This window comes from Pseudoalteromonas sp. GB43, from assembly GCF_054923805.1.
On the sequence record NZ_JBPCHJ010000001.1, the window covers coordinates 1,838,007 to 1,857,305 of the forward strand.

18 protein-coding genes and 3 pseudogenes are annotated in these 19,299 nt (G+C 41.7%); 6 read left to right on the forward strand and 15 right to left on the reverse strand.

The window, feature by feature from the left end; translation table 11 throughout:
• Positions 1-54 precede the first annotated feature (54 nt).
• Together ACRWSG_RS08890 and ACRWSG_RS08895 are read left to right on the forward strand one after the other, a co-directional pair.
• Positions 55-1,650: a methyl-accepting chemotaxis protein gene (locus ACRWSG_RS08890; protein WP_194442925.1), complete on the forward strand. Its 1,596-nt coding sequence runs from the start codon at positions 55-57 to the stop codon at positions 1,648-1,650.
• Positions 1,651-1,716: 66 nt separating this feature from the next.
• The gene (locus tag ACRWSG_RS08895) at positions 1,717-2,169 is read left to right on the forward strand and encodes a hypothetical protein (protein ID WP_138617967.1); all 453 of its coding nucleotides are present in this window, start codon (positions 1,717-1,719) and stop codon (positions 2,167-2,169) included.
• Here the strand turns inward: ACRWSG_RS08895 and hemF are convergent.
• From hemF to ACRWSG_RS08925, 6 genes and pseudogenes are all read right to left on the reverse strand, one after another.
• Complete coding sequence (hemF, locus tag ACRWSG_RS08900) at positions 2,166-3,116, reverse strand: oxygen-dependent coproporphyrinogen oxidase (protein ID WP_138617969.1); 951 nt, start codon at positions 3,114-3,116, stop codon at positions 2,166-2,168. The genes ACRWSG_RS08895 and hemF overlap by 4 nt on opposite strands.
• Positions 3,117-3,118: 2 nt before the next feature.
• Positions 3,119-3,685 (reverse strand): annotated as a pseudogene (gene tsaC, locus ACRWSG_RS08905) (L-threonylcarbamoyladenylate synthase type 1 TsaC).
• Between the two features lie 34 nt (positions 3,686-3,719).
• Entirely contained in the window at positions 3,720-4,289 is a 570-nt protein-coding gene (locus tag ACRWSG_RS08910; protein ID WP_138617973.1) for a DNA topoisomerase family protein, read from the reverse strand.
• Positions 4,290-4,360: 71 nt separating this feature from the next.
• Complete coding sequence (locus ACRWSG_RS08915; protein ID WP_054554767.1) at positions 4,361-4,834, reverse strand: DUF494 family protein; 474 nt, start codon at positions 4,832-4,834, stop codon at positions 4,361-4,363.
• Positions 4,827-5,924, reverse strand: coding sequence for a DNA-processing protein DprA (dprA, locus tag ACRWSG_RS08920; protein ID WP_054554768.1), 1,098 nt, complete (start codon positions 5,922-5,924; stop codon positions 4,827-4,829). The genes ACRWSG_RS08915 and dprA overlap by 8 nt, the downstream gene beginning before the upstream one ends.
• 30 nt (positions 5,925-5,954) lie before the next feature.
• On the reverse strand, positions 5,955-7,073 hold the full coding sequence (locus tag ACRWSG_RS08925) for a LysM peptidoglycan-binding domain-containing protein (protein ID WP_462166093.1): 1,119 nt from the start codon (positions 7,071-7,073) through the stop codon (positions 5,955-5,957).
• Positions 7,074-7,191: 118 nt separating this feature from the next.
• Between ACRWSG_RS08925 and def the strand changes: the two genes are divergently transcribed.
• Genes def through trkA form a run of 4 tightly spaced genes read left to right on the forward strand, consistent with a single transcriptional unit; the run spans position 7,192 to position 11,343 of the window.
• Positions 7,192-7,701, forward strand: a complete 510-nt coding sequence (gene def / locus ACRWSG_RS08930; protein ID WP_054554770.1) for a peptide deformylase — start codon at positions 7,192-7,194, stop codon at positions 7,699-7,701.
• Positions 7,702-7,721: 20 nt separating this feature from the next.
• Positions 7,722-8,675 carry a methionyl-tRNA formyltransferase gene (fmt, locus tag ACRWSG_RS08935; RefSeq protein ID WP_194442924.1) on the forward strand — a complete coding sequence of 318 codons (954 nt, stop codon included), beginning with the start codon at positions 7,722-7,724 and terminating at the stop codon, positions 8,673-8,675.
• Positions 8,668-9,954 (forward strand): 16S rRNA (cytosine(967)-C(5))-methyltransferase RsmB, encoded by a 1,287-nt coding sequence (gene rsmB, locus ACRWSG_RS08940; RefSeq protein WP_054554772.1) that lies wholly within the window; start codon positions 8,668-8,670, stop codon positions 9,952-9,954. The genes fmt and rsmB overlap by 8 nt, the downstream gene beginning before the upstream one ends.
• 12 nt (positions 9,955-9,966) lie before the next feature.
• A complete protein-coding gene (gene trkA / locus ACRWSG_RS08945) occupies positions 9,967-11,343 on the forward strand; it encodes a Trk system potassium transporter TrkA (protein ID WP_462166094.1) in 1,377 nt (458 codons plus the stop codon).
• Between the two features lie 84 nt (positions 11,344-11,427).
• Here trkA and ACRWSG_RS08950 read toward each other — a convergent pair whose 3' ends face one another.
• The 9 genes and pseudogenes from ACRWSG_RS08950 to ACRWSG_RS08990 all read right to left on the reverse strand — a co-directional run bounded on the left by ACRWSG_RS08950 (position 11,428) and on the right by ACRWSG_RS08990 (position 19,261).
• Positions 11,428-11,646: an EF-hand domain-containing protein gene (locus ACRWSG_RS08950; RefSeq protein ID WP_054554774.1), complete on the reverse strand. Its 219-nt coding sequence runs from the start codon at positions 11,644-11,646 to the stop codon at positions 11,428-11,430.
• 86 nt (positions 11,647-11,732) lie between these two features.
• Positions 11,733-11,948 carry an EF-hand domain-containing protein gene (locus ACRWSG_RS08955; RefSeq protein ID WP_054554775.1) on the reverse strand — a complete coding sequence of 72 codons (216 nt, stop codon included), beginning with the start codon at positions 11,946-11,948 and terminating at the stop codon, positions 11,733-11,735.
• 140 nt (positions 11,949-12,088) lie between these two features.
• Entirely contained in the window at positions 12,089-12,301 is a 213-nt protein-coding gene (locus ACRWSG_RS08960; RefSeq protein ID WP_194442923.1) for an EF-hand domain-containing protein, read from the reverse strand.
• A gap of 67 nt (positions 12,302-12,368) precedes the next feature.
• The gene (locus ACRWSG_RS08965; protein WP_054554777.1) at positions 12,369-12,578 is read right to left on the reverse strand and encodes an EF-hand domain-containing protein; all 210 of its coding nucleotides are present in this window, start codon (positions 12,576-12,578) and stop codon (positions 12,369-12,371) included.
• A 468-nt stretch (positions 12,579-13,046) separates the two neighbouring features.
• A complete protein-coding gene (locus ACRWSG_RS08970; RefSeq protein ID WP_187490738.1) occupies positions 13,047-13,703 on the reverse strand; it encodes a flagellar brake domain-containing protein in 657 nt (218 codons plus the stop codon).
• 35 nt (positions 13,704-13,738) lie between these two features.
• Positions 13,739-15,190 (reverse strand): TrkH family potassium uptake protein, encoded by a 1,452-nt coding sequence (locus ACRWSG_RS08975; protein ID WP_462166096.1) that lies wholly within the window; start codon positions 15,188-15,190, stop codon positions 13,739-13,741.
• A 95-nt stretch (positions 15,191-15,285) separates the two neighbouring features.
• Positions 15,286-15,902 (reverse strand): annotated as a pseudogene (locus tag ACRWSG_RS08980) (YigZ family protein).
• A 57-nt stretch (positions 15,903-15,959) separates the two neighbouring features.
• A complete protein-coding gene (gene pepQ / locus ACRWSG_RS08985; protein WP_054554781.1) occupies positions 15,960-17,282 on the reverse strand; it encodes a Xaa-Pro dipeptidase in 1,323 nt (440 codons plus the stop codon).
• Positions 17,283-17,375: 93 nt separating this feature from the next.
• Positions 17,376-19,261 (reverse strand): annotated as a pseudogene (locus ACRWSG_RS08990) (transglycosylase SLT domain-containing protein).
• Positions 19,262-19,299 lie beyond the last annotated feature (38 nt).

Genomic DNA, 19,299 nt, shown 5'->3' on the forward strand with positions numbered 1-19,299 from the left:
CTTTTTCTAAATAAAGATAATAAATTTTCCTTAATTTAGAAAAAGCGTCGTCGAATGAAGTCTATCCAATTTAAAATTTATGCCTTGTTAGCACTAACAGGCGTATTGGTATTATTTGCCAGTATATTCAGCAGCGCTCAGCAACAGCATGAATTAGCGCAAGATACCGTTGAAAGTAACATAAAACTGCTTGCCGATAATTATTTTGATTCTATTAACACCATGATGCTAACTGGCACTATGGCTAATCGCGAAATTCTGAGTACTAAATTAAGAAGCCATCCTAATATTGCAGACGCCCATATCATTCGTAGTCCAATCGTTAATAAAATTTATGGGCCAGGAAATGCCAACCAAGTTGCGACTAACGATGCTGAACGAAAAGCACTGACAGGCACTGAAGCACTATTTATTGATAATCAAAAAAGTACGATGACTTATCTAAAGCCTATGTTTGCTCGCAGTGATTATAAAGGAACAAACTGCTTAGGCTGCCATCAAGCACAAGAAGGCGATGTGTTAGGTGTAGTAAAAATTAGTTATTCGTTGGCTGATATTGAGCAAGAAGTATCGCAAAACACCTTAACGAATACGCTACTACTAACGACTATTTTCATTACTGCATTTTCACTACTGGCCGTGATGTTTAGAAAAATATTCATCAAACGCTTAAAAGTCATTAGCCACACCATGCACTTGGCAACCACCAATAAAGATTTAAGCCTCACGGTAAATGACAATAATAATGACGAGCTTAGCTCTCTCGCCACCAGCTTTAATCACATGATAGGCGCGTTTAAAGATAATATTGCCCAAGTATCCCATTCTTCTAAGGTATTGATCCACTCTGCCGAAAGCATTTATGCCTCAGCGGATACCACCGAGCAAGCGATCTTAAAGCAAAAGCAAGGGACAGATTCGGTCGCTGCCGCCATCAACGAATTAGAAAGCTCATCAAGCGAAGTAAAAAACACCACCCATTTTGCATCTGAGAAGTCTGAGCACAGTAATCAACTTGCGCAGCAAAGCTTACATGTTGCTGAGCACACTGAGCAAAGTATTAATCAACTTGCGGCAGATGTTAGAGCAGCAGCTGAGCAAGTAAGTCAACTACAAACGCAAACGTTAGACGTTGGTAAAGTACTCGAGGTGATCAGTAGCATTGCCGAGCAAACTAACTTACTTGCACTTAATGCTGCCATTGAGGCCGCTCGTGCTGGTGAAGCTGGCCGAGGCTTTGCTGTGGTAGCCGATGAAGTACGTACTTTAGCAACCCGTACCCATGACTCAACCGACGAAATTCGCCGCACTATCGATAAACTACAAGCTGAAGCAGCACAAACCGTTAATACCATGAATAACTCTTGCGAAGAAGCCGACGAAAGAGCAGTTCAAGTTAAGCAAGTTGCAAAAGCTCTACGTGATATTTCTTCGCAGATGAGCGAAATAAATCAACTTAACGTGCAAATCGCTGATGCCACTGAACAGCAAAATCTAGCAGCTGAAGAAATTAACCAAAGCGTTATAGCAATTAGTGACAATGCCGAGCACTCATTGGTTGATGCCCATGAAAACCAAAAAGTCAGTGAAGAGCTGTTGTCGTTAGCACGGTCACTGGATGAACAAGTAAGACGCTTCAAATTAAGCTAAATTGCGCACTTTTCGTGCAACTGCTAGAGTTGTTATATACATTTCATAGTAAATAAGGATGTTTAAATGAAATTTATAACAACTCTTTTAGTCTGCATTGGGATTATTGCAGCGCTATTATTTACCTATCAGCACAGCGTGAATGATACTGCTGATCAACTAAGCACTATTGATCAATATATTTATCAGGATGATATTCAACAGATTGCTCAATCTCTTATCAGTCAAGATAAAACCTCACAGAGCGATAAACATGAACAAAGCATTGTTGATGGTTTTGATAAGCTTATTCAGCACCCTGAATATTTTGAGGTGAAACTTGATTTCTATGCCTGTGATATTAGTCAATGCTTAACACAGGTTAGTGCCCCCATTGATACACCATCTGATAAGTTAGAGATATTAAAAGCAGAAGTGCTATTTAGTGTGTTGGCAGAGCTGACTAACAGTGACAGTGTCGCCACCCTCGTAGAGGGTGACAACGCAATGTTGGTTCGAGTGGTTTCAATACTTGATTAAAGCTGCCACTGACGTGCAACTAAATCTGATTCTTTGCTGTTTAACCAATCTTGCGGACGTAAATAGTACTGATACAGCTTAGCTTCTGGGCTATCTGCAGCAGGTACATAGTTATACTCCCAACGTGCTAATGGTGGCATCGACATCAAAATTGACTCAGTACGTCCGCCTGTTTGTAAGCCAAATAATGTACCGCGGTCCCAAACAAGATTAAATTCAACATAACGACCACGACGATACAGTTGGAAATCGCGTTGCTGTTCGGTTGTCGGCGTGTTTTTACGGCGCTCAATAATAGGAAGGTAAGCATCTAAATAGCCATTTCCTACCGCCTGCATAAAGGCAAAGCTTTGTTCAAAGCCGAGCTCATTTAAATCATCAAAGAATAAGCCACCAACACCACGTGTTTCGCTACGGTGTTTTAGATAAAAGTAATCATCACACCAGTTTTTATATTTGTCGTAAACTGTTGCACCGAATGGCTGACATAAATTGCTTGCCACCTGATGCCAATGTTGTACATCTTCAAATACAGGGTAATAAGGTGTTAAATCAAAACCACCGCCAAACCACCAAATTGGATCTTCACCTTCTTTTTCGGCAATGAAGAAACGCACATTGGCGTGACTCGTTGGAATATGTGGATTATTAGGATGGATCACTAATGACACACCACATGCATGAAAACTACGACCTGCGAGCTCTGGACGATGCGCTGTTGCAGATGCTGGCATTGACGCGCCAAAAACATGCGAGTAGTTTACCCCCCCCTGTTCGATGACATTACCACCTTGGATAACACGAGTACGACCACCGCCGCCTTCTGCACGTTGCCAATTATCTTCAACAAATTTTGCTTTGCCATCGGCACTCTCAAGACCCTGACAAATTGTATCTTGTAAGGCCATTAAATAGGTTTTAACTTGTTCGAGTAGCTCGCTTTGCATGTTTATCCTCTAAATACTTTGCCGGTCGCAGCGTCTTTGATCACACTTGGTTGGCTGTTGCCACCTAACGGCTCATCAACATAAAAATCTACCGTGTCAGCAAATTCGCTTTTCGCTTGTGCGATAGTCATTACCGTTTCTTGACCGGTTAAGTTTGCACTTGTTGAAACTAACGGCTTACCAAATTGCTGACACAGGGCTTTTACTGTTGGGTGATCAGTTACACGCACAGCAATAGTATCAAATTGACCCGTTAACCACTTTGGCGTTTCTTTTGCTGCCGGCATCACCCAAGTGATAGCACCTGGTCATTGTGAAAAGATATCAGCACGTTTATCCATGGGGATTTTGGCATCATCTACATACTTTAATAACTGGCCATAATTGTCAGCAATTAAAATTAAGCCTTTTTCTACAGGGCGTTGTTTGATGGCTAAAAGCTTTTCAACCGCAGCTTGGTTATCAGGATCGCAACCAAGACCAAAAACAGCTTCGGTTGGGTAAACAATCACACCGCCTTGCTGCAAAGCGTCAATTGCATTGGCTGGTTGTGCAACAGGATCAGACAAAGAAACTCTCCTAAATAAACAAATTACAAGTGCATTAAGATTCGACTAACTTATGCATACACGACTTCTGCGGGCATTGTAACACAACACCTGAAGCAGTTTTCTTTTCGGTCATAATTGGCCACTGACAGGCAGGACACTCGGTCGCCACAGGTTTATGATTAAGCGTATATTTACAGCGCGGATAGCCATCACAAGAATAAAAGGTTTTGCCAAACTTATTACTACGCGCAACCAGCTGGCCTTTTTTGCATTTTGGGCAAGCAGGTAATTGAGGGGCACCGTCAGGCTCTTCATCATGTGCAATATAGTGGCACTCGGGATAGCCCGTACACCCAATAAACATGCCGTAGCGGCCATTTTTAATTACCAATGGCTTGCCACATTCTGGGCAGGCACTGTCTTCGAGTACTTTTATTTGTTGGCTATCGTGATGAGCTAATGGGCGGATGTAGTCACATTTAGGGTAACTGGCACAGCCTAAAAATGGCCCTGACTTTGAGTTGCGCATAACCAATTCAGAACCGCATTTAGGGCAAACCTCATACTCTTTTTCGAGTGCATGTTTATCTGCAGAAAAAAGAGAATGGTCGATTTTACTCATAAGATTCCTGTGGGGTTGGCTAATTTTCGCCTAATATACCCAAACTCAACAAAGATACAAGCAAAGTCGAATTAATGTAATACATCGGTTGGTTCGTCAAATATTAAGTCTTCCATTTGTGCGTAAGCTTGCTCTGATCCAGGTACATTAAATAACACCATCAGCACTACCCACTTTAAATCTTCCAAAGAAATAAATGGTTTATCTAAAGCGCAAAGCCTATCTATCACCATTTCGCGGGTTACGGTGTTAATCACACCAATTTGCTCAATAAACATTAAAAAGCCGCGACACTCAACACTTAACATTTGGCATTCACTATCTGTGTAAATACGCATAGCATGTTGTGGTTGGGCATTAAGGTACGGGTAGATATCGCTTTGTTGTAAGTCTGCAAGTTGCTCTAGCCAATCAAGGGCTTTGTAGATTTCAGGTTTGTTGAAGCCAGCACGAACTAACTCATCGGTAAGTTCGTTCTCTTCAGTAAAGATTTCAGCTTCACTATGGATATAGTTTTCAAAAAGATACATGAGGATGTCAAACATGTTTATGTCCTCCCAGTCTTATATAACCATCTAGTACTCGTTCGATTTTATCTGCGAGCTCTAGGTCGAGTAACCGAGCTTGTACTTCGTCTACAGGTAATTGGCTGCGCTGTGTTATTTGATCAACACTTGTTACCTCATACCCTATACTTTTGAACACTGGGCAGTCGGGTTCATCTGCTATGGGCTGTTCTATACTATATAGACTGTTTTCACAGAAAAAGCTCACTTCATCAAGAATATCACTAATATTTTCTGTCAATTTAGCGCCTTGCTTAATTAAAAAATGACTCGCCTCTGAAAGTGGGCTTTTTATAGAACCCGGCACTGCAAACACTTCTTTATTCTGCTCAAGTGCATAGCGTACGGTAACCAAAGAGCCACTTTTAATCTGCGCTTCTACAATCAACACACCTAATGATAATCCAGAGATAATACGGTTTCGGCGCGGAAAATTAGCGGCATTAGCAGCAGTGCCTGGTAAGAACTCAGAAACCAATAAGCCCCGCTCTGCAACTTGTTTAATGAGCAAACTATGGCGTTTGGGATAGGCAATATCGATACCCGTACCAAGTACAGCAATGGTGTTTCCTGTTCCTGCTAATGCACCTTTATGGGCTGCGCCATCAATGCCCAAAGCCATACCAGATGTCACCGTCATGCCAACAGAAGATAATTGATGAGCAAATTCAGCGGCTATTTCAAGCCCTGTTGGTGTGGCATTACGGCTACCGACAATTGCTATTTGTGGTGACCGTAATAGCTCAGTGTTACCTAAACAAAATAATAAGATAGGTGCACTGGCTATTTGTTTGAGTAAGGGCGGATAGTTGCTATCAAAATAACTGATCACTTTGATTTTAAGCGTTGATATCTGCTCTTGATAGTGGGCGACTAATTGCCAATCGGTATTAACTAAGTTATCGGCTTGGCTTTGTGATAAGCCCAGCTGCTGAAGCTCTAAACTAGATAACTTAAATAGCTCATCCAGTGGCTGCTTTTGACTTAATGCAATAAGGCTTTTTATCCCAAGCCCTTTACATAAATAAAAGGCAAGCCAATGGGATAGCTTGCCTGAAACCTGTGCCATGCTCCCTCCTTAGAGCGCCCAAATTGTGAGTTAGTTTATAACTGCATAATCTCCAACTCGGATCGGGTGCTGATTTTTCACAATCAATGCGTAGCTAACGTTGTCATATACCTTAAACACCATTAGTTCACCGACTTTTTCCTTTGGCATATGCCATACACTACTGTCTTCGTCACTTTCGATACCGAACAGCTCATTTGCGTCAGTCATGAATTTCTCAAGGCTGTTAGAGTCTTCGCGGTAGCGAGGACCATTGCGGTCGTCATACACTTCTGGTGATTGACGTTGAATATCGAGGACGAAACCCGGTTTCACTTGGTCCGAGCCTAAGTTTAGTACAACAATATCCATGGTACTAAATTCACGCATTTCATTAGCTGACGCGATTATCGTGCCATCTAAAGCCGTGTCTGGACGTTTCATTGTGAAATAGGCAGGCAACATCTGCCCTTCCATTGCTGGCATTAAAAAGTCATGCGGCTTAATTTCTTGTTTTACTAGCTCAACCTTAACTGAGGCAGGAACGCCATTTGCTACATCACCGCTTCTAAATGAGCGAACAATCGCCACAAGCTCAGCTTTATTCGCCAATACTTCATTGGTCTTTGGATCAACAAGGTCATTTCCTTTTCGATAAACCCCATACGCTTCATTTAAATGCAGGTCACCTTTAACATAGAGTGTATGCCCCAAGGTGTTCATTTTAGTATTAACACTAGCGCCTAAAATATAGGGTTTATCAGCAATAATTTCGGCACTAATCGCTTGCTCATAGCTTAAATATGGGCGTAATAATTCCAATGGTAAGGTAGGCACTGCATTTTTGCCTTTTGGAGTGATTCGCCCTTCTGGAGAGAGTTTTTTATAACGCGCATTTTTAACTAAACGAGGATTTCCGTCTTTATCGTAAATTAAAGTGAGCGCATCACCCGGGTATATTAAATGTGGATTCGCAATTTGTGGATTCATTTGCCATAAGTCAGGCCATTGCCAAGGCTCATCTAAATACACACCAGAAATATCCCAAAGTGTGTCGCCCTTTTTTACAACGTATTGTTTTGGCGCATCTTTTTTTATTGTTAACACATCAGCAATTGCAGGAAAAGCACTGCTAAAGGCTAGCAAAGCCGCAACTAGTGGGTATCTCATTTGGCTTCCTTGTGTTGTTTTTCGATTATTATCAACCAAAACCTGTTAAAGGTGAACACGAATGGCTAAAATAAGAGCATACAATACCCTAAATGAATCACAAGTGTAAAAGGTAACTATGGCTAGGTTAGAAGTTTTAAGATTTCCGGATGAGCGTTTACGTACAATCGCGAAAGAAGTGCCAGAAGTAAACGATGAAGTTCGTCAAATCGTCAAAGACATGCTTGAAACTATGTATGACGAAAACGGTATCGGCTTAGCAGCAACGCAAGTAGATATCCACCAGCGCATTGTGGTGATTGATGTATCTGAAGAGCGCGACCAACCGTTAGTGTTAATCAACCCAGAAATCACCAAAAAAGATGGTTCAACGGTGAGTGAAGAAGGCTGTTTATCAGTTCCTTATTCATATGCAAAAGTTGACCGCGCAGAAACAGTCACTGTTAAAGCGCTAAATGAAAACGGTGAAGAATTCAGCCTAGACGCTGACGAGCTATTAGCGATTTGTATTCAGCATGAGCTTGATCACCTTAAAGGCACCCTATTTATTGATTATCTATCGCCTTTAAAGCGCCAACGTATCCGTAAAAAGCTTGAGAAAGAAGCTAAGCTGGCTGCTAAATCATAAGTTAATCAATAGGAATATCTGTGACACAACCATTACGCATTATTTTTGCTGGTACGCCGGATTTCGCTGCGCGCCATTTACAAGCACTGATTGACTCAGAGCACGACATTGTTGGTGTATATAGCCAACCAGATCGCCCAGCGGGCCGAGGTAAAAAGCTAAAAGCCAGTGAAGTTAAAGAGCTGGCACTTGCTCATGATTTACCTGTATTTCAACCGCAATCACTCAAATCAGATGAAGCGCTTGCAGAGCTTACCAGCCTGAACGCCGATATTATGATTGTAGTGGCGTACGGCTTACTGTTACCAAAAGCGATTTTAGATGCACCGCGCTTAGGCTGCTTAAACGTGCATGGCTCTATTTTACCGCGCTGGCGTGGTGCTGCACCGATCCAACGTGCTATTTGGGCTGGTGACAACGAAACCGGTGTAACAATAATGCAAATGGATGAAGGCTTAGATACAGGCGACATGCTGCATATCAGCCGTTGCCCAATTGATAGCACAGAAACCAGTAGCTCTTTATACGATAAATTAGCTGCATTGGGTCCTGATGCACTGATCAGTACAATCAACCGTCTTGCTGCATGTGAAATCACTCCAGAAAAGCAAGATGACGCACAAGCTAATTACGCTAAAAAGTTATCAAAAGACGAAGCCAATATTGATTGGTCAATGGATGCTGCGCAAATTGAGCGTAATATCCGCGCTTTTAATCCATGGCCTGTTTGTTTTACCGAAATGGCAGGACAAACAGTAAAAATTTGGCAAGCCGAAGTTGTATCGCAAACTGCACAAGCCGGTAAAATCATTGCTGCTGATAAGCAAGGTATTACTGTTGGCTGTGGGCAAGATGCACTTAAAATCACCCTTCTTCAACCGCAAGGTAAAAAACCAATGGCTGTTACTGACTTTTTAAATGGTCGCAGTGATTGGGTCGAGCCTGGCTCAGTATTAGGTCAAAGCAATGAGTAATGTAAGAGCACTTGCTGCTGAAACCCTTTACAACGTAGTCGATAAAGGCGCGTCGCTTAATCAAGAGCTACCTTTTGCAAGCCAGGGTTTATCGCCGAAAGATAAAGCTTTACTACAACAAATTTGCTACGGTGTGCTGCGCTATTTACCTAGCCTAGAAAATTATTGCCAGCAACTTTTAGATCAACCACTAAAAGGTAAGCGCCGTATTTTCCAGTTCTTGTTGTATGTGGGTATTTACCAACTTCAACATATGCGTGTACCACCTCATGCAGCAATCAGCGAAACGGTTAATGCGCTTCAGCAAATGCGCGCACTGGGTTTAAAAGGTCTGATTAACGCGATTTTACGCAGTTTCCAACGTGAGCAAGCTGAGCTTGAAGAAAAAGCAAAGCAAATTCCTGTTTGCAAATTTAACCACCCAGGTTGGTTTATCAAACAAGTTACTGCAGCTTATCCTGATAACTGGCAAGAAATTCTTGAAGCGAATCAGTTGCAAGCACCTATGTGGTTACGTGTAAACCAAGCGCAGTACAGCACCCAAGAATACAGCGAGATGCTTAAAGCAAATGATATTGAGCATACCCTTAATGCTGATTTTCCTGATGGTATTAAACTAGCTAAACCGTGTGATGTATACGCATTACCAGAGTTTGATACCGGTGCCTGCTCAGTTCAAGATGCAGCGGCACAATTAGCAGCACGCTTTTTAGATCCACAAAATGATGATGTCATTTTAGATGCGTGTGCAGCGCCAGGTGGTAAAACGTGCCATATCCTAGAACTGGCCGACGCTGACGTATTAGCACTAGATAGCGACAGCGAGCGTCTAGAACGTGTTAAACAAAACTTAGTGCGTATTGGCTTGGCTGCCGATCTACAATGTGCCGATGCTTCACAACCCCATATCTGGTGGGATGAACAGCAATTCGACCGTATTTTGCTTGATGTGCCTTGTTCAGCAACTGGCGTGATCCGTCGTCACCCTGATATTAAGTGGTTACGTCGTGCATCTGATATTGAAGATCTAGCTAACTTACAAGGCGATATCCTAAATAGCATTTGGCCTCTACTTAAGCCTGGTGGTACGTTAGTTTATGCGACCTGCTCTGTATTACCGCAAGAGAACCAACAACAAGTTGCGAAGTTCCTTGCCAATAATCAAAGTGCTGAACACATACCTTTGCATGAAAACGACACCCCTACTTTACCTGGTCTGCAATTACTGCCTGGTGAAAGTGACGGTTTCTATTACGCAAAGCTAGTTAAAAAACACTAATAAGAACAAGCTATGAAAATAATCATACTCGGTGCCGGACAAGTTGGTGGCACATTGGCAGAAAACCTCGTAGGTGAGCAAAATGAGATCACCGTTGTCGATATCGACGGTAACCGTTTGCGAGAGCTACAAGATAAGTACGACTTACAAGGTGTTACCGGTCACAGTGCGCATCCCGATGTATTGCGTCGCGCAGGCGCAGAAGACGCCGATATGATTATTGCCGTAACCAGTTCAGATGAAGTGAACATGGTTGCTTGCCAAGTTGCTTATAGTATTTTTAACACACCAACCAAAATTGCCCGTATTCGCTCAGAGCAATACTTAAAGTACCGTGAAAAGCTATTTCATAATGACGACTTACCTGTTGATCACTACATTGCTCCTGAAGCGCTGGTAACTAAGTATATTCGTCGCTTAATCGACTATCCGGGTGCTTTACAGGTATTACAATTTGCCGATGGCATGTTATCGCTGGTTGCGGTGAAAGCCTATTACGGTGGTTTGCTGGTGGGTTATGCACTTTCAGCCTTGAAAGAGCACATCCCGAATGTCGAAACCCGGGTAGCGGCTATTTATCGTCAAGGTAAAGCGATTAAACCACTTGGCACAACCGTTATCGAAGCGGACGATGAAGTGTTCTTTATCGCTGCAACAAAGCATATTCGCGCAGTCATGAATGAACTTCAAAAGCTCGAACGTTCATACAAAAAGATCATGATCGCCGGTGGTGGTAATATCGGTGCGGACATTGCGCGTTCACTTGAGAAAAACCACAGCGTTAAGCTGCTTGAGCGCAATAAAGAGCGTGCAGCACAGCTTTCTGAAATGCTTGATAACACCGTCGTATTTTGTGGCGATGCCTCTGATCAAGAACTGTTATCTGAAGAACATATTGAACAAGTAGATGTTTTCATTGCTGTTACCAATGATGATGAAGCAAACATTATGTCTGCGATGCTGGCAAAGCGTATGGGCGCACAAAAAACCATGGTGCTTATTCAGCGTGGCGCTTATGTAGACTTAGTACAAGGTGGTGAGATTGATATTGCTATTTCGCCTCAGCAAGCCACTATTTCAGCACTACTAACACACGTTCGCCGTGGTGACATTGTTAATGTTTATTCGTTACGTAAAGGCGCAGCAGAAGCTATTGAAGCTGTCGCTCATGGTGATGAGCATACATCTAAAGTTGTTGGCCGAGCAATTGCTGATATTAAGCTACCAGCTGGAACTACCATTGGTGCAATTGTACGTAACGATGATGTGCTGATTGCCCATGACGATACCGTTATTCAGTCTGGCGACCACGTTATCATGTTCTTGATTGATAAAAAGCACATTACAGTTGTTGAAAAGCTATTCCAAGTAAGTGCTATCTTCTTGTAAACGAACGCTTATAAACGAAAAAAGCAGCCATGACAGCTGCTTTACGACTCTTGAAGTGAAAGTACCTAACTTTTCTAAAAGATTCTACTGAATTTGAGCAAACTCTTCTTTTGAAAGTTCGCCATTACCATCGCTATCTAACTCTGGAAATAACTTTTCAAGCTGCATATTTGCAGACGCTTCTTCTTTGCTGATCACACCATCACCGTCGGTATCGAACGTTGCAAAGCTTACGCCTTGTGCAAAGGCTGCTGATGATGTTGCTAGTGCTAAAATTGCGATTGTTGTGCTTAACTGTTTCATAATAACTACCTTAAATTTTAAAAGAGTGAAATCCGTTTCTGAGATCCTTGCTTAGTGGAAACTGGTATAACTACGTACTAATTCAGTTATTCGGCTTCAGAGAACTCAGCTTCAGTAAGAACGCCGTCGCCATTCACATCTAGTGTTTTAAACTGCGACATAATTTTTGCGTCAACGGCTGCTTCACTTTTGCTAACCACGCCATTACCGTCAACGTCTAGAGTGTCAAAGTCAGATGCTGCAAAAGCTGCTGATGATGATGCAAGTGCGATTAAAGCTAATGTTTTGTTTACTGTTTTCATAATCATATTCCTTCAATATTAAGAGTGTTAGCTGATCACACTTCCAGTGTTGTCCTTTGTCATGGATTCCCTTATCCATTTAGGCTGTCTTTGGCAGCTCAGAACTAATCAGCTAAATAAACTGGTTTTGCTTAATCACATTAAGCTTTTGAAAATTCTTGTTTCGATAACTCACCGTTACCGTCAGTGTCTAGTTTACTGAATTTGCTCATAAGCTCTGCATCTACCGATGCTTCGCTTTGGCTGATAACACCATTGCCATCAACATCTAAGGTATCGAAGTCACTCATCGCAAATGCTGCAGATGAAGATACAAGTGCCATAAGTGCTAGTGTTTTATTTACTGTGTTCATAATGTCATTCCTTCAAAATGTGTTGTCTTGAGTTAGAAATCCTTTTCAGTGCGTCCTTACAATGAAATTAAGCTTTTGAGTACTCTTGTTTTGACAGCTCACCGTTGCCGTCTGTATCAAGCTCTTTAAATTGGCTCATTAATGCTTCGCTTACAGATGCTTCGCTTTTGCTGATTGCGCCATCACCATTAACATCTAATGTGTCAAAGTCAGCGGCAAATGCTGCAGATGAAGTTGCAAGAGCTACAAGTGCTAAAGTTTTGTGTAACGTTTTCATAATCACTATTCCTTCAATGTTGTCTCAACTGTGATAAAGGATATGTTCCTGAATCAGTTTTTCTCTGTGTTCGCTAAGACTATTTCAACTTCGATGCCAAAGTTAAAAAGAACAATAAAATCAGTGTATTAAATTAAAATACCGAGAATTAGGGGGAAATAACGCGATTTATTTGTTGCTGTTTTGCAACAAGCTCGGTGGTTGGTTTTTTGTCACCTTTAAAATCAATAAGTTACAAAGATTAAAATGGAGACAATAGCGATTAATTCGGATTAGAAAACAGAAAAGTTAGGGATTGGAAAATAAACTCTATCTGAACAACAAAACTTAAAGAAAAAAATCGAAATTAATTTAATTAGTAATACATTGATTTAATTGGTTATTTAAATTTATTTATAAAATAATTTTAATATTTGTAGGGTTAAATTGAGGAAAATAGCCATTTTGTTGCAAAATGGCGAATTGGCATTAACTATCCAACACTGAAAGGTCAATTAAGTGCTCTTCCATGAATTTTTTCATTTCATCTTCACTGGTATCAAGTTGCACACCAAACATAAAGCCACCCGCTCGCTTGCGTACGCTGCATACCTTGCCACTAAACTCACGTTTACTTAGGGTGATTTGGCAGCTTTGTCCTTTAAAAGCGCTTAAGTCCTCCTTGCTATTAATATCAAACTGCACACCTGTCACAGAAATATCTTTAATAAGCCCTGCCAATTTTTGCTCCGAAATCACTAAGTTTGCAGGGAATAAAGTAGGAATACGCGCTTCACTACGCAAGCTATAAAGCTGCACTTGCTGAGGAAAGTCGAGAAAAATTAAGCGATAAGGGTGCGATGATAAGGCGTTTATTTGCTGACGAAAAGCAATCACTTGCCCACCACCCGCTTCGAGCACAGCCCGTATAATCACCATCACACCGTCTTTGATGAAATCACTGCCGTTCGCCAATCGCTTTGAGGAAGGGTAATTTAAGATGATGTATTGCTCATTCATCAAGCCAATAAACTCTGTTTTCACACGCTTACTATTTGTTGGTGTGATAATTTCCACATCAACTAAGCTACCAGCAGGAATACAGGTTAACTTTTCTAAATTTAATTGTTTTTGGGTTTTTGGCACTTTTTGATCTCCATTCCTAGAGAGTTATCCGCCGTTTACCCTCGCCAAAACGTTGGGGTAAATAACACTAATAAAGTAAATATTTCTAAACGACCAAATACCATCGCAATAGTAAGTAGCCATTTTGCCGTATCAGAAATCGCGCCGTAATGAGCGGCGACTTCACCTAAACCAGGATCTAAGTTATTTAAGCAAGCAGCGGTTGCTGAGAATGCACTGATGTTATCCATACCGGTGCCCATCAGCGCCAACATAATAATGACGAACACTAACGCATAGGCTGAGAAAAAGCCCCAAACGGCTTCTACAACTTTATCTGGGAGTGCTTTTCGGCCTAATTTAATTGAATAAATAGCCCTCGGATGCACTAGACGATTAAGTTCACGAATACCTTGTAGGTAAAGTAAGAACACCCGCACGACCTTCATACCACCACCGGTAGATCCGGCACAGCCGCCAATAAAACTTGAAAAGATAAGTAAAATAGGTAGGAACAGCGGCCATGCTGAGAAGTTATCAGTCGCAAATCCCGCGGTTGTACTCATTGAAACCGCTTGGAACATGGCTTGGTCGAGAGTCTCATCACCATCGGCATAAATATTATTTGATGACAGCACAGTAAAGCAGACAATAACTAAGGCTAATTGAATCAATAAAAACACTTTGAATTCAGGGTCGCGTAAATAAACACGAATATTGCGTGACGATACAGCTGCATAGTGCAGCGAAAAGTTAATGGCTGCAATCAGTAAAAACACGACACAGATAAAGTTAATTAATGGGCTATCAAACTGCCCCATTGATGCGTCGTAGGTAGAGAAGCCACCAATCGCAATCGTAGAGAATGCATGACATATTGCATCAAACCAATCCATCCCTGCAGCCCAGTATGCAAGCGTACAGGCAATCGTCAGCGATACATAGATATACCAAAGGTGCTTTGCAGTATCGGCAATACGCGGTGTCATTTTTGAGTCTTTAACCGGACCAGGTGTTTCTGCACGGTATAGCTGCATGCCACCGACCCCTAGCATAGGCAGTACCGCGACCGCGAGTACGATAATCCCCATGCCACCTAGCCATTGCAGTTGCTGGCGATAAAAGAGCACTGATTTAGGTAGGTATTCTATGCCCGTAAGTACGGTAGCCCCTGTCGTTGTCAGCCCAGAAAAGGCCTCAAATACGGAGTCAGCTAGGGAGAGGTTAGGTTCTTGTAAGAACACTAAAGGCACCGCTGCGAAGGTACCTAGTACTAACCAGAACAAGACCACTATCAAGAAGCCTTCACGGGCTTTAAGATCACCATGTTCATGACGGTTTGGATAATAAGCCGCTAAACCAATTACAACACTAAAGATAAAAGCGAGAACGAATGGCACACCACCACCGTCTTTGTAGATCAAAGACACCAGTGCCGGTGGCACCATAGTGATACTAAATAACGCCACCAGCTGGCCGAGAATTTTTATTATGGTACGAAATTGCATCTAGGCGTATCGCTTTCTTATTAAATGTTTAGCTAATACAGTTTATTGTCTTACAGCCTTAATTGTAAGTAAACGGAATGTATTATTTTTACATTTCAAACTTTTCTGACTTTTAGGCTCACTCCGCCATGAGTCAATTCATGGATATCAGCAATCGCTTGCTCTGCCTGACGGCTATCGATTTCAATTTGCCAAGTGATGTTCTCTGCAAATTGTTTTTCGATATTAAGCACCTGATACTGATTTTTTAATAACTGCTCGATTGCACCTTGTACGCTGTAATCACTTTAATAACCAGCTCAACACTCGGTACCTTGGTAATGGTTTTAAGCTCGCGCATGGCATTATTTAAACTACCGCCGTAAGCGCGAACTAGCCCACCTGTACCAAGCTTGATGCCCCCGAAATAACGGGTTACCACCGCTGTAATTTCACCAATACCAGAACCTGTTAATACATTAAGCATTGGCTTACCAGCCGTGCCATTAGGCTCGCCATCATCAGAAAAACCATACACATGACTGCCACCAGGGTTACCCGCAACATGTGCCCAGCAATTATGACGAGCATCGCTGTATTTATCTTGAATTTCTTTAATAAAGGCTTTTGCTGCCGCAAGATCAGGAGTGTGGGCAATATGCACAATAAAGGTGCTTTTTTTGATTTCTTCTTGGTAAAAAACCGGCTCAGCCGGATATTGGTATTCAGACATAATTGCTTATCTAAAAAAATGGGGCCTATTGGCCCCGATATTCACGAACCTTTATCGTTAATCTAAGTGTAGATCACGCGTCATGTTTTCTAGGCTATCTTCATGAACGATAATATTATCTTCAATACGGATACCGCCAAATGGCTTAAGCGCTTCAACTTTTTCCCAGTTAATAAACTGTTTGTTGTCAGTTTGCGCAAGGTCACCTAATAACGAGTCGATAAAGTATAAACCAGGTTCAATAGTAAATACTTGGTTCTTTTCGATTAAGCGAGTGCAACGTAGGAAAGGATGACCTTCTGGTGGTGCTTGGTGCGCACCTGTATCATCAGCCATAAAGCCACCCATATCGTGAACTTGTAAACCAAGGTGGTGACCAAGACCATGCGGGAAGAACGTCGACGTAATACCACGTTCCACAATTTCAGCGGCTGGTAATTTCACAATATTAAAGTCGCTTAGTACTTGCGCTACACGCTGGTGACAATCTAAATGCAATTCACCGTATAACAGACCTGGCTTTAATGCTTTACCTAAAGCGATTTGATGCTCAGTCATTACTTTAATTAAGTCGCTAAATTCACCTGACTTTTTAAAGTCATAAGTACGTGTGATATCAGCAGCATAACCATTAAAGTTTGCACCAGCGTCAATAAGGAAAGAATGATGCGTTTGCGGCGCTTTAGGTTCAAAATGCGTGTAATGTAAAATTGCACAGTTCTCATTTAGTGCAACGATATTACCGTAAGGCATTTCGTTTTCACTCTGGCGGGTAGCCATAAGGTAAGCTTGCTGAATATCAAACTCTGAACCACCAGCAAAAAACGTATCACGTGCTGCTTTATGGCCATCTACCGCGATACGGTTAGCTTGTCGTAAACACTCAAGCTCGTATTGTGTTTTATAAGCACGATGAAAATGCAAGTAGTTCATCACTGGCTCTGGATTCATAATGCTAAAGCCCAGTGCTTGCGCTACTTCTAAATATTCACCGATATAAGCATATTTAGCTTTATCATAAGGAAGCAGTTTTTCTACCTGATCTGGCTGTACTAATAATTCAATATCAAAATACTCAGCCCAAAAATCACGTGGTTCGTCAGGCACTTTATGCCAAAAGTCGACAGGACGATAAAAAATCAGTTTCGGCTTAGATGCACCATCAACCACAATCCAGCAATGTGGATTGTCGATCACTGGTAACCAAGCTTTAAATTGCGGATTCACCTTAAACGGATAATACATGTCATCTAAAAACTGACGTTTAGCCTGACCTGAGTGAATTACTAACCCTTCTAAACCTTCACGCTCTGTAATTGTACGAGTGCGTTGTTGCAAGGTTGCAATATGTTCGGCGTATAGCACCGCTAATTTATCCATAGTAAACCCATCTTTAGTAAATTTAACTTGTTAGAAGTCTATCATAGCCAGCACTATCCCCCAACTGAGGGAGAATAGTGTGGCAAATCGAGTTTAACCACCCATCGACATATCAAGGATTGGCGCTAGAACATTGCCATCGCGTCCTAATCGAGTGTGATAAACCTGCCTGTAAGCGAACACGTTCTTAACGTAGTTTCGTGTCTCTGTATAAGGAATTAACTCAATCCACAGCTCTGCTGGCATAGCTTGCTCAGGGATCCAGCGTTTAATACGATGGTAGCCCGCATTATAAGAAGCCGTTGCTAGGATTTCGTTGCCATGATTTTTCTTTTTCAAATACTGCAAATACTCACTACCAAGACGAATATTAGTACGAGGCTGATATAACTGTTTTCGTGATACCGAGCTCTTATTCATGTATTTAGCAGTGCTTGGCAACAACTGCATTAAACCATGGGCATTGGCATGAGAACGCGCATCCGGTGCAAAAGAGCTTTCACGGCGTGAAATTGCAATGCTCCAAGCGACATCAATATGGCTACGACTACTATAAGTGGCAAACACATTCTTAAATGCAAATGGGAAACGTAAGTCGACATAGTCCCACTCTTTTATTTGCGCTAAGGTGTAGATGGTACTGTCATACCAATCAAGTTCAGCAGCAAGCAAAGACGCAGCGAGCTTTTCTTCTTTGGTTGATGTATCCGTTAAATAATTCCATTCACGACGCGCAGAAGTAAAACGCTCAAGCTCATACAAAGCGCGAGCGCGCTTAAAGCCAGGGGCATTGACACCTCAAGCTTTAACTTGTTACTTATATTAATTTCTTTATTATTTAAGCTAACCGGAACACCTAAGCGTGCAGACGCTAAAAAGCCGTAATAGTCACGCTCTTTAGCCACTGTTTGCCAAATCTCACGAGCACGTTCGACTTCACCACGTTGATTTAAGCTATACGCCAGCCAATATTGCTGACCAAGGCTCAAGTTTTCTTTACCTGTGAAAAACGCCACTATGCCAGACCAATCTTGCCTCTCTAGCATATTACCAAGTTGCCATTGCATTAACTTTTGAGTTTGGCGTTCTTTAGGCACCTTATTTAACCAAAAGCGTGCTTGTTGATGACCGCTTGAGGCAAGCGATAACGCAAAGCTGTAGTAAACGTCTGCTTTTTGCTCGTCAGTGTAATTAAACATGGTTTCGAGTTTTTCCCATGCACGTAATGCAAGGTCTTTATCTCGCCATACTAAGCGCTTCACACCATAAATCGCGATTTGCCCTTCTTTAGCAGACTTTTTCTTATAACGATAAAGACCCGCCGAAGCACTTGGGTCTTTGCGTACCTTTAAATATAAATCAGCTAAATATTGATCAGCACGAGGCAATAATGTTTTTAAATATGGAATTAAACTCGATGAGCCTCCTTCGGCAGCTAAGCTAATACGCTGCCAAACTCGCTCTTCGGTCTGGTAGCCTTTTTTCTTCCAAAGTGAGAACAACTCATCACATTCTTTTGGCTGAGATTTTCCTACCACCCATAAATCTGTTACTTGGTTCATGATGGCTTTTTCAGGGGCACCTAAGTCCAATTGAAAACTTAAATAAGGACAAGTTAATTCGTTATTGCTTGTTTCGCGGTAGTTACGAATATAAGCCGCTTTTTTATTATACTTTTTTAAATAATTAAGCCATGCCTTACGCACAAACCACTCTAATGGCGTGTTTTGGTAAACATTGAGGTAGTCCTCGATTTCGGTCTGGTGTTTAAGGCTTGGGTTTCGTTGCCAATAAGCCTTTTCGACATAAGGTTTCAATGGGTGATCAAGCCCATTTGCCGCCTCTTTCATGTCTTGATAATCACCGTAACGCGCCTTTTTTTCTGCTTTTAAAAAAGCGTCATGTTTATCGTTGGCTTCAGCTGCAAAAAAAGGAAAAAGTAATGCGGCAGCTGTCCAACCAAAGAGTTGTTTTTTCATGATGACCTTTAACAAAAATTAAAGAATTAATAACAAAA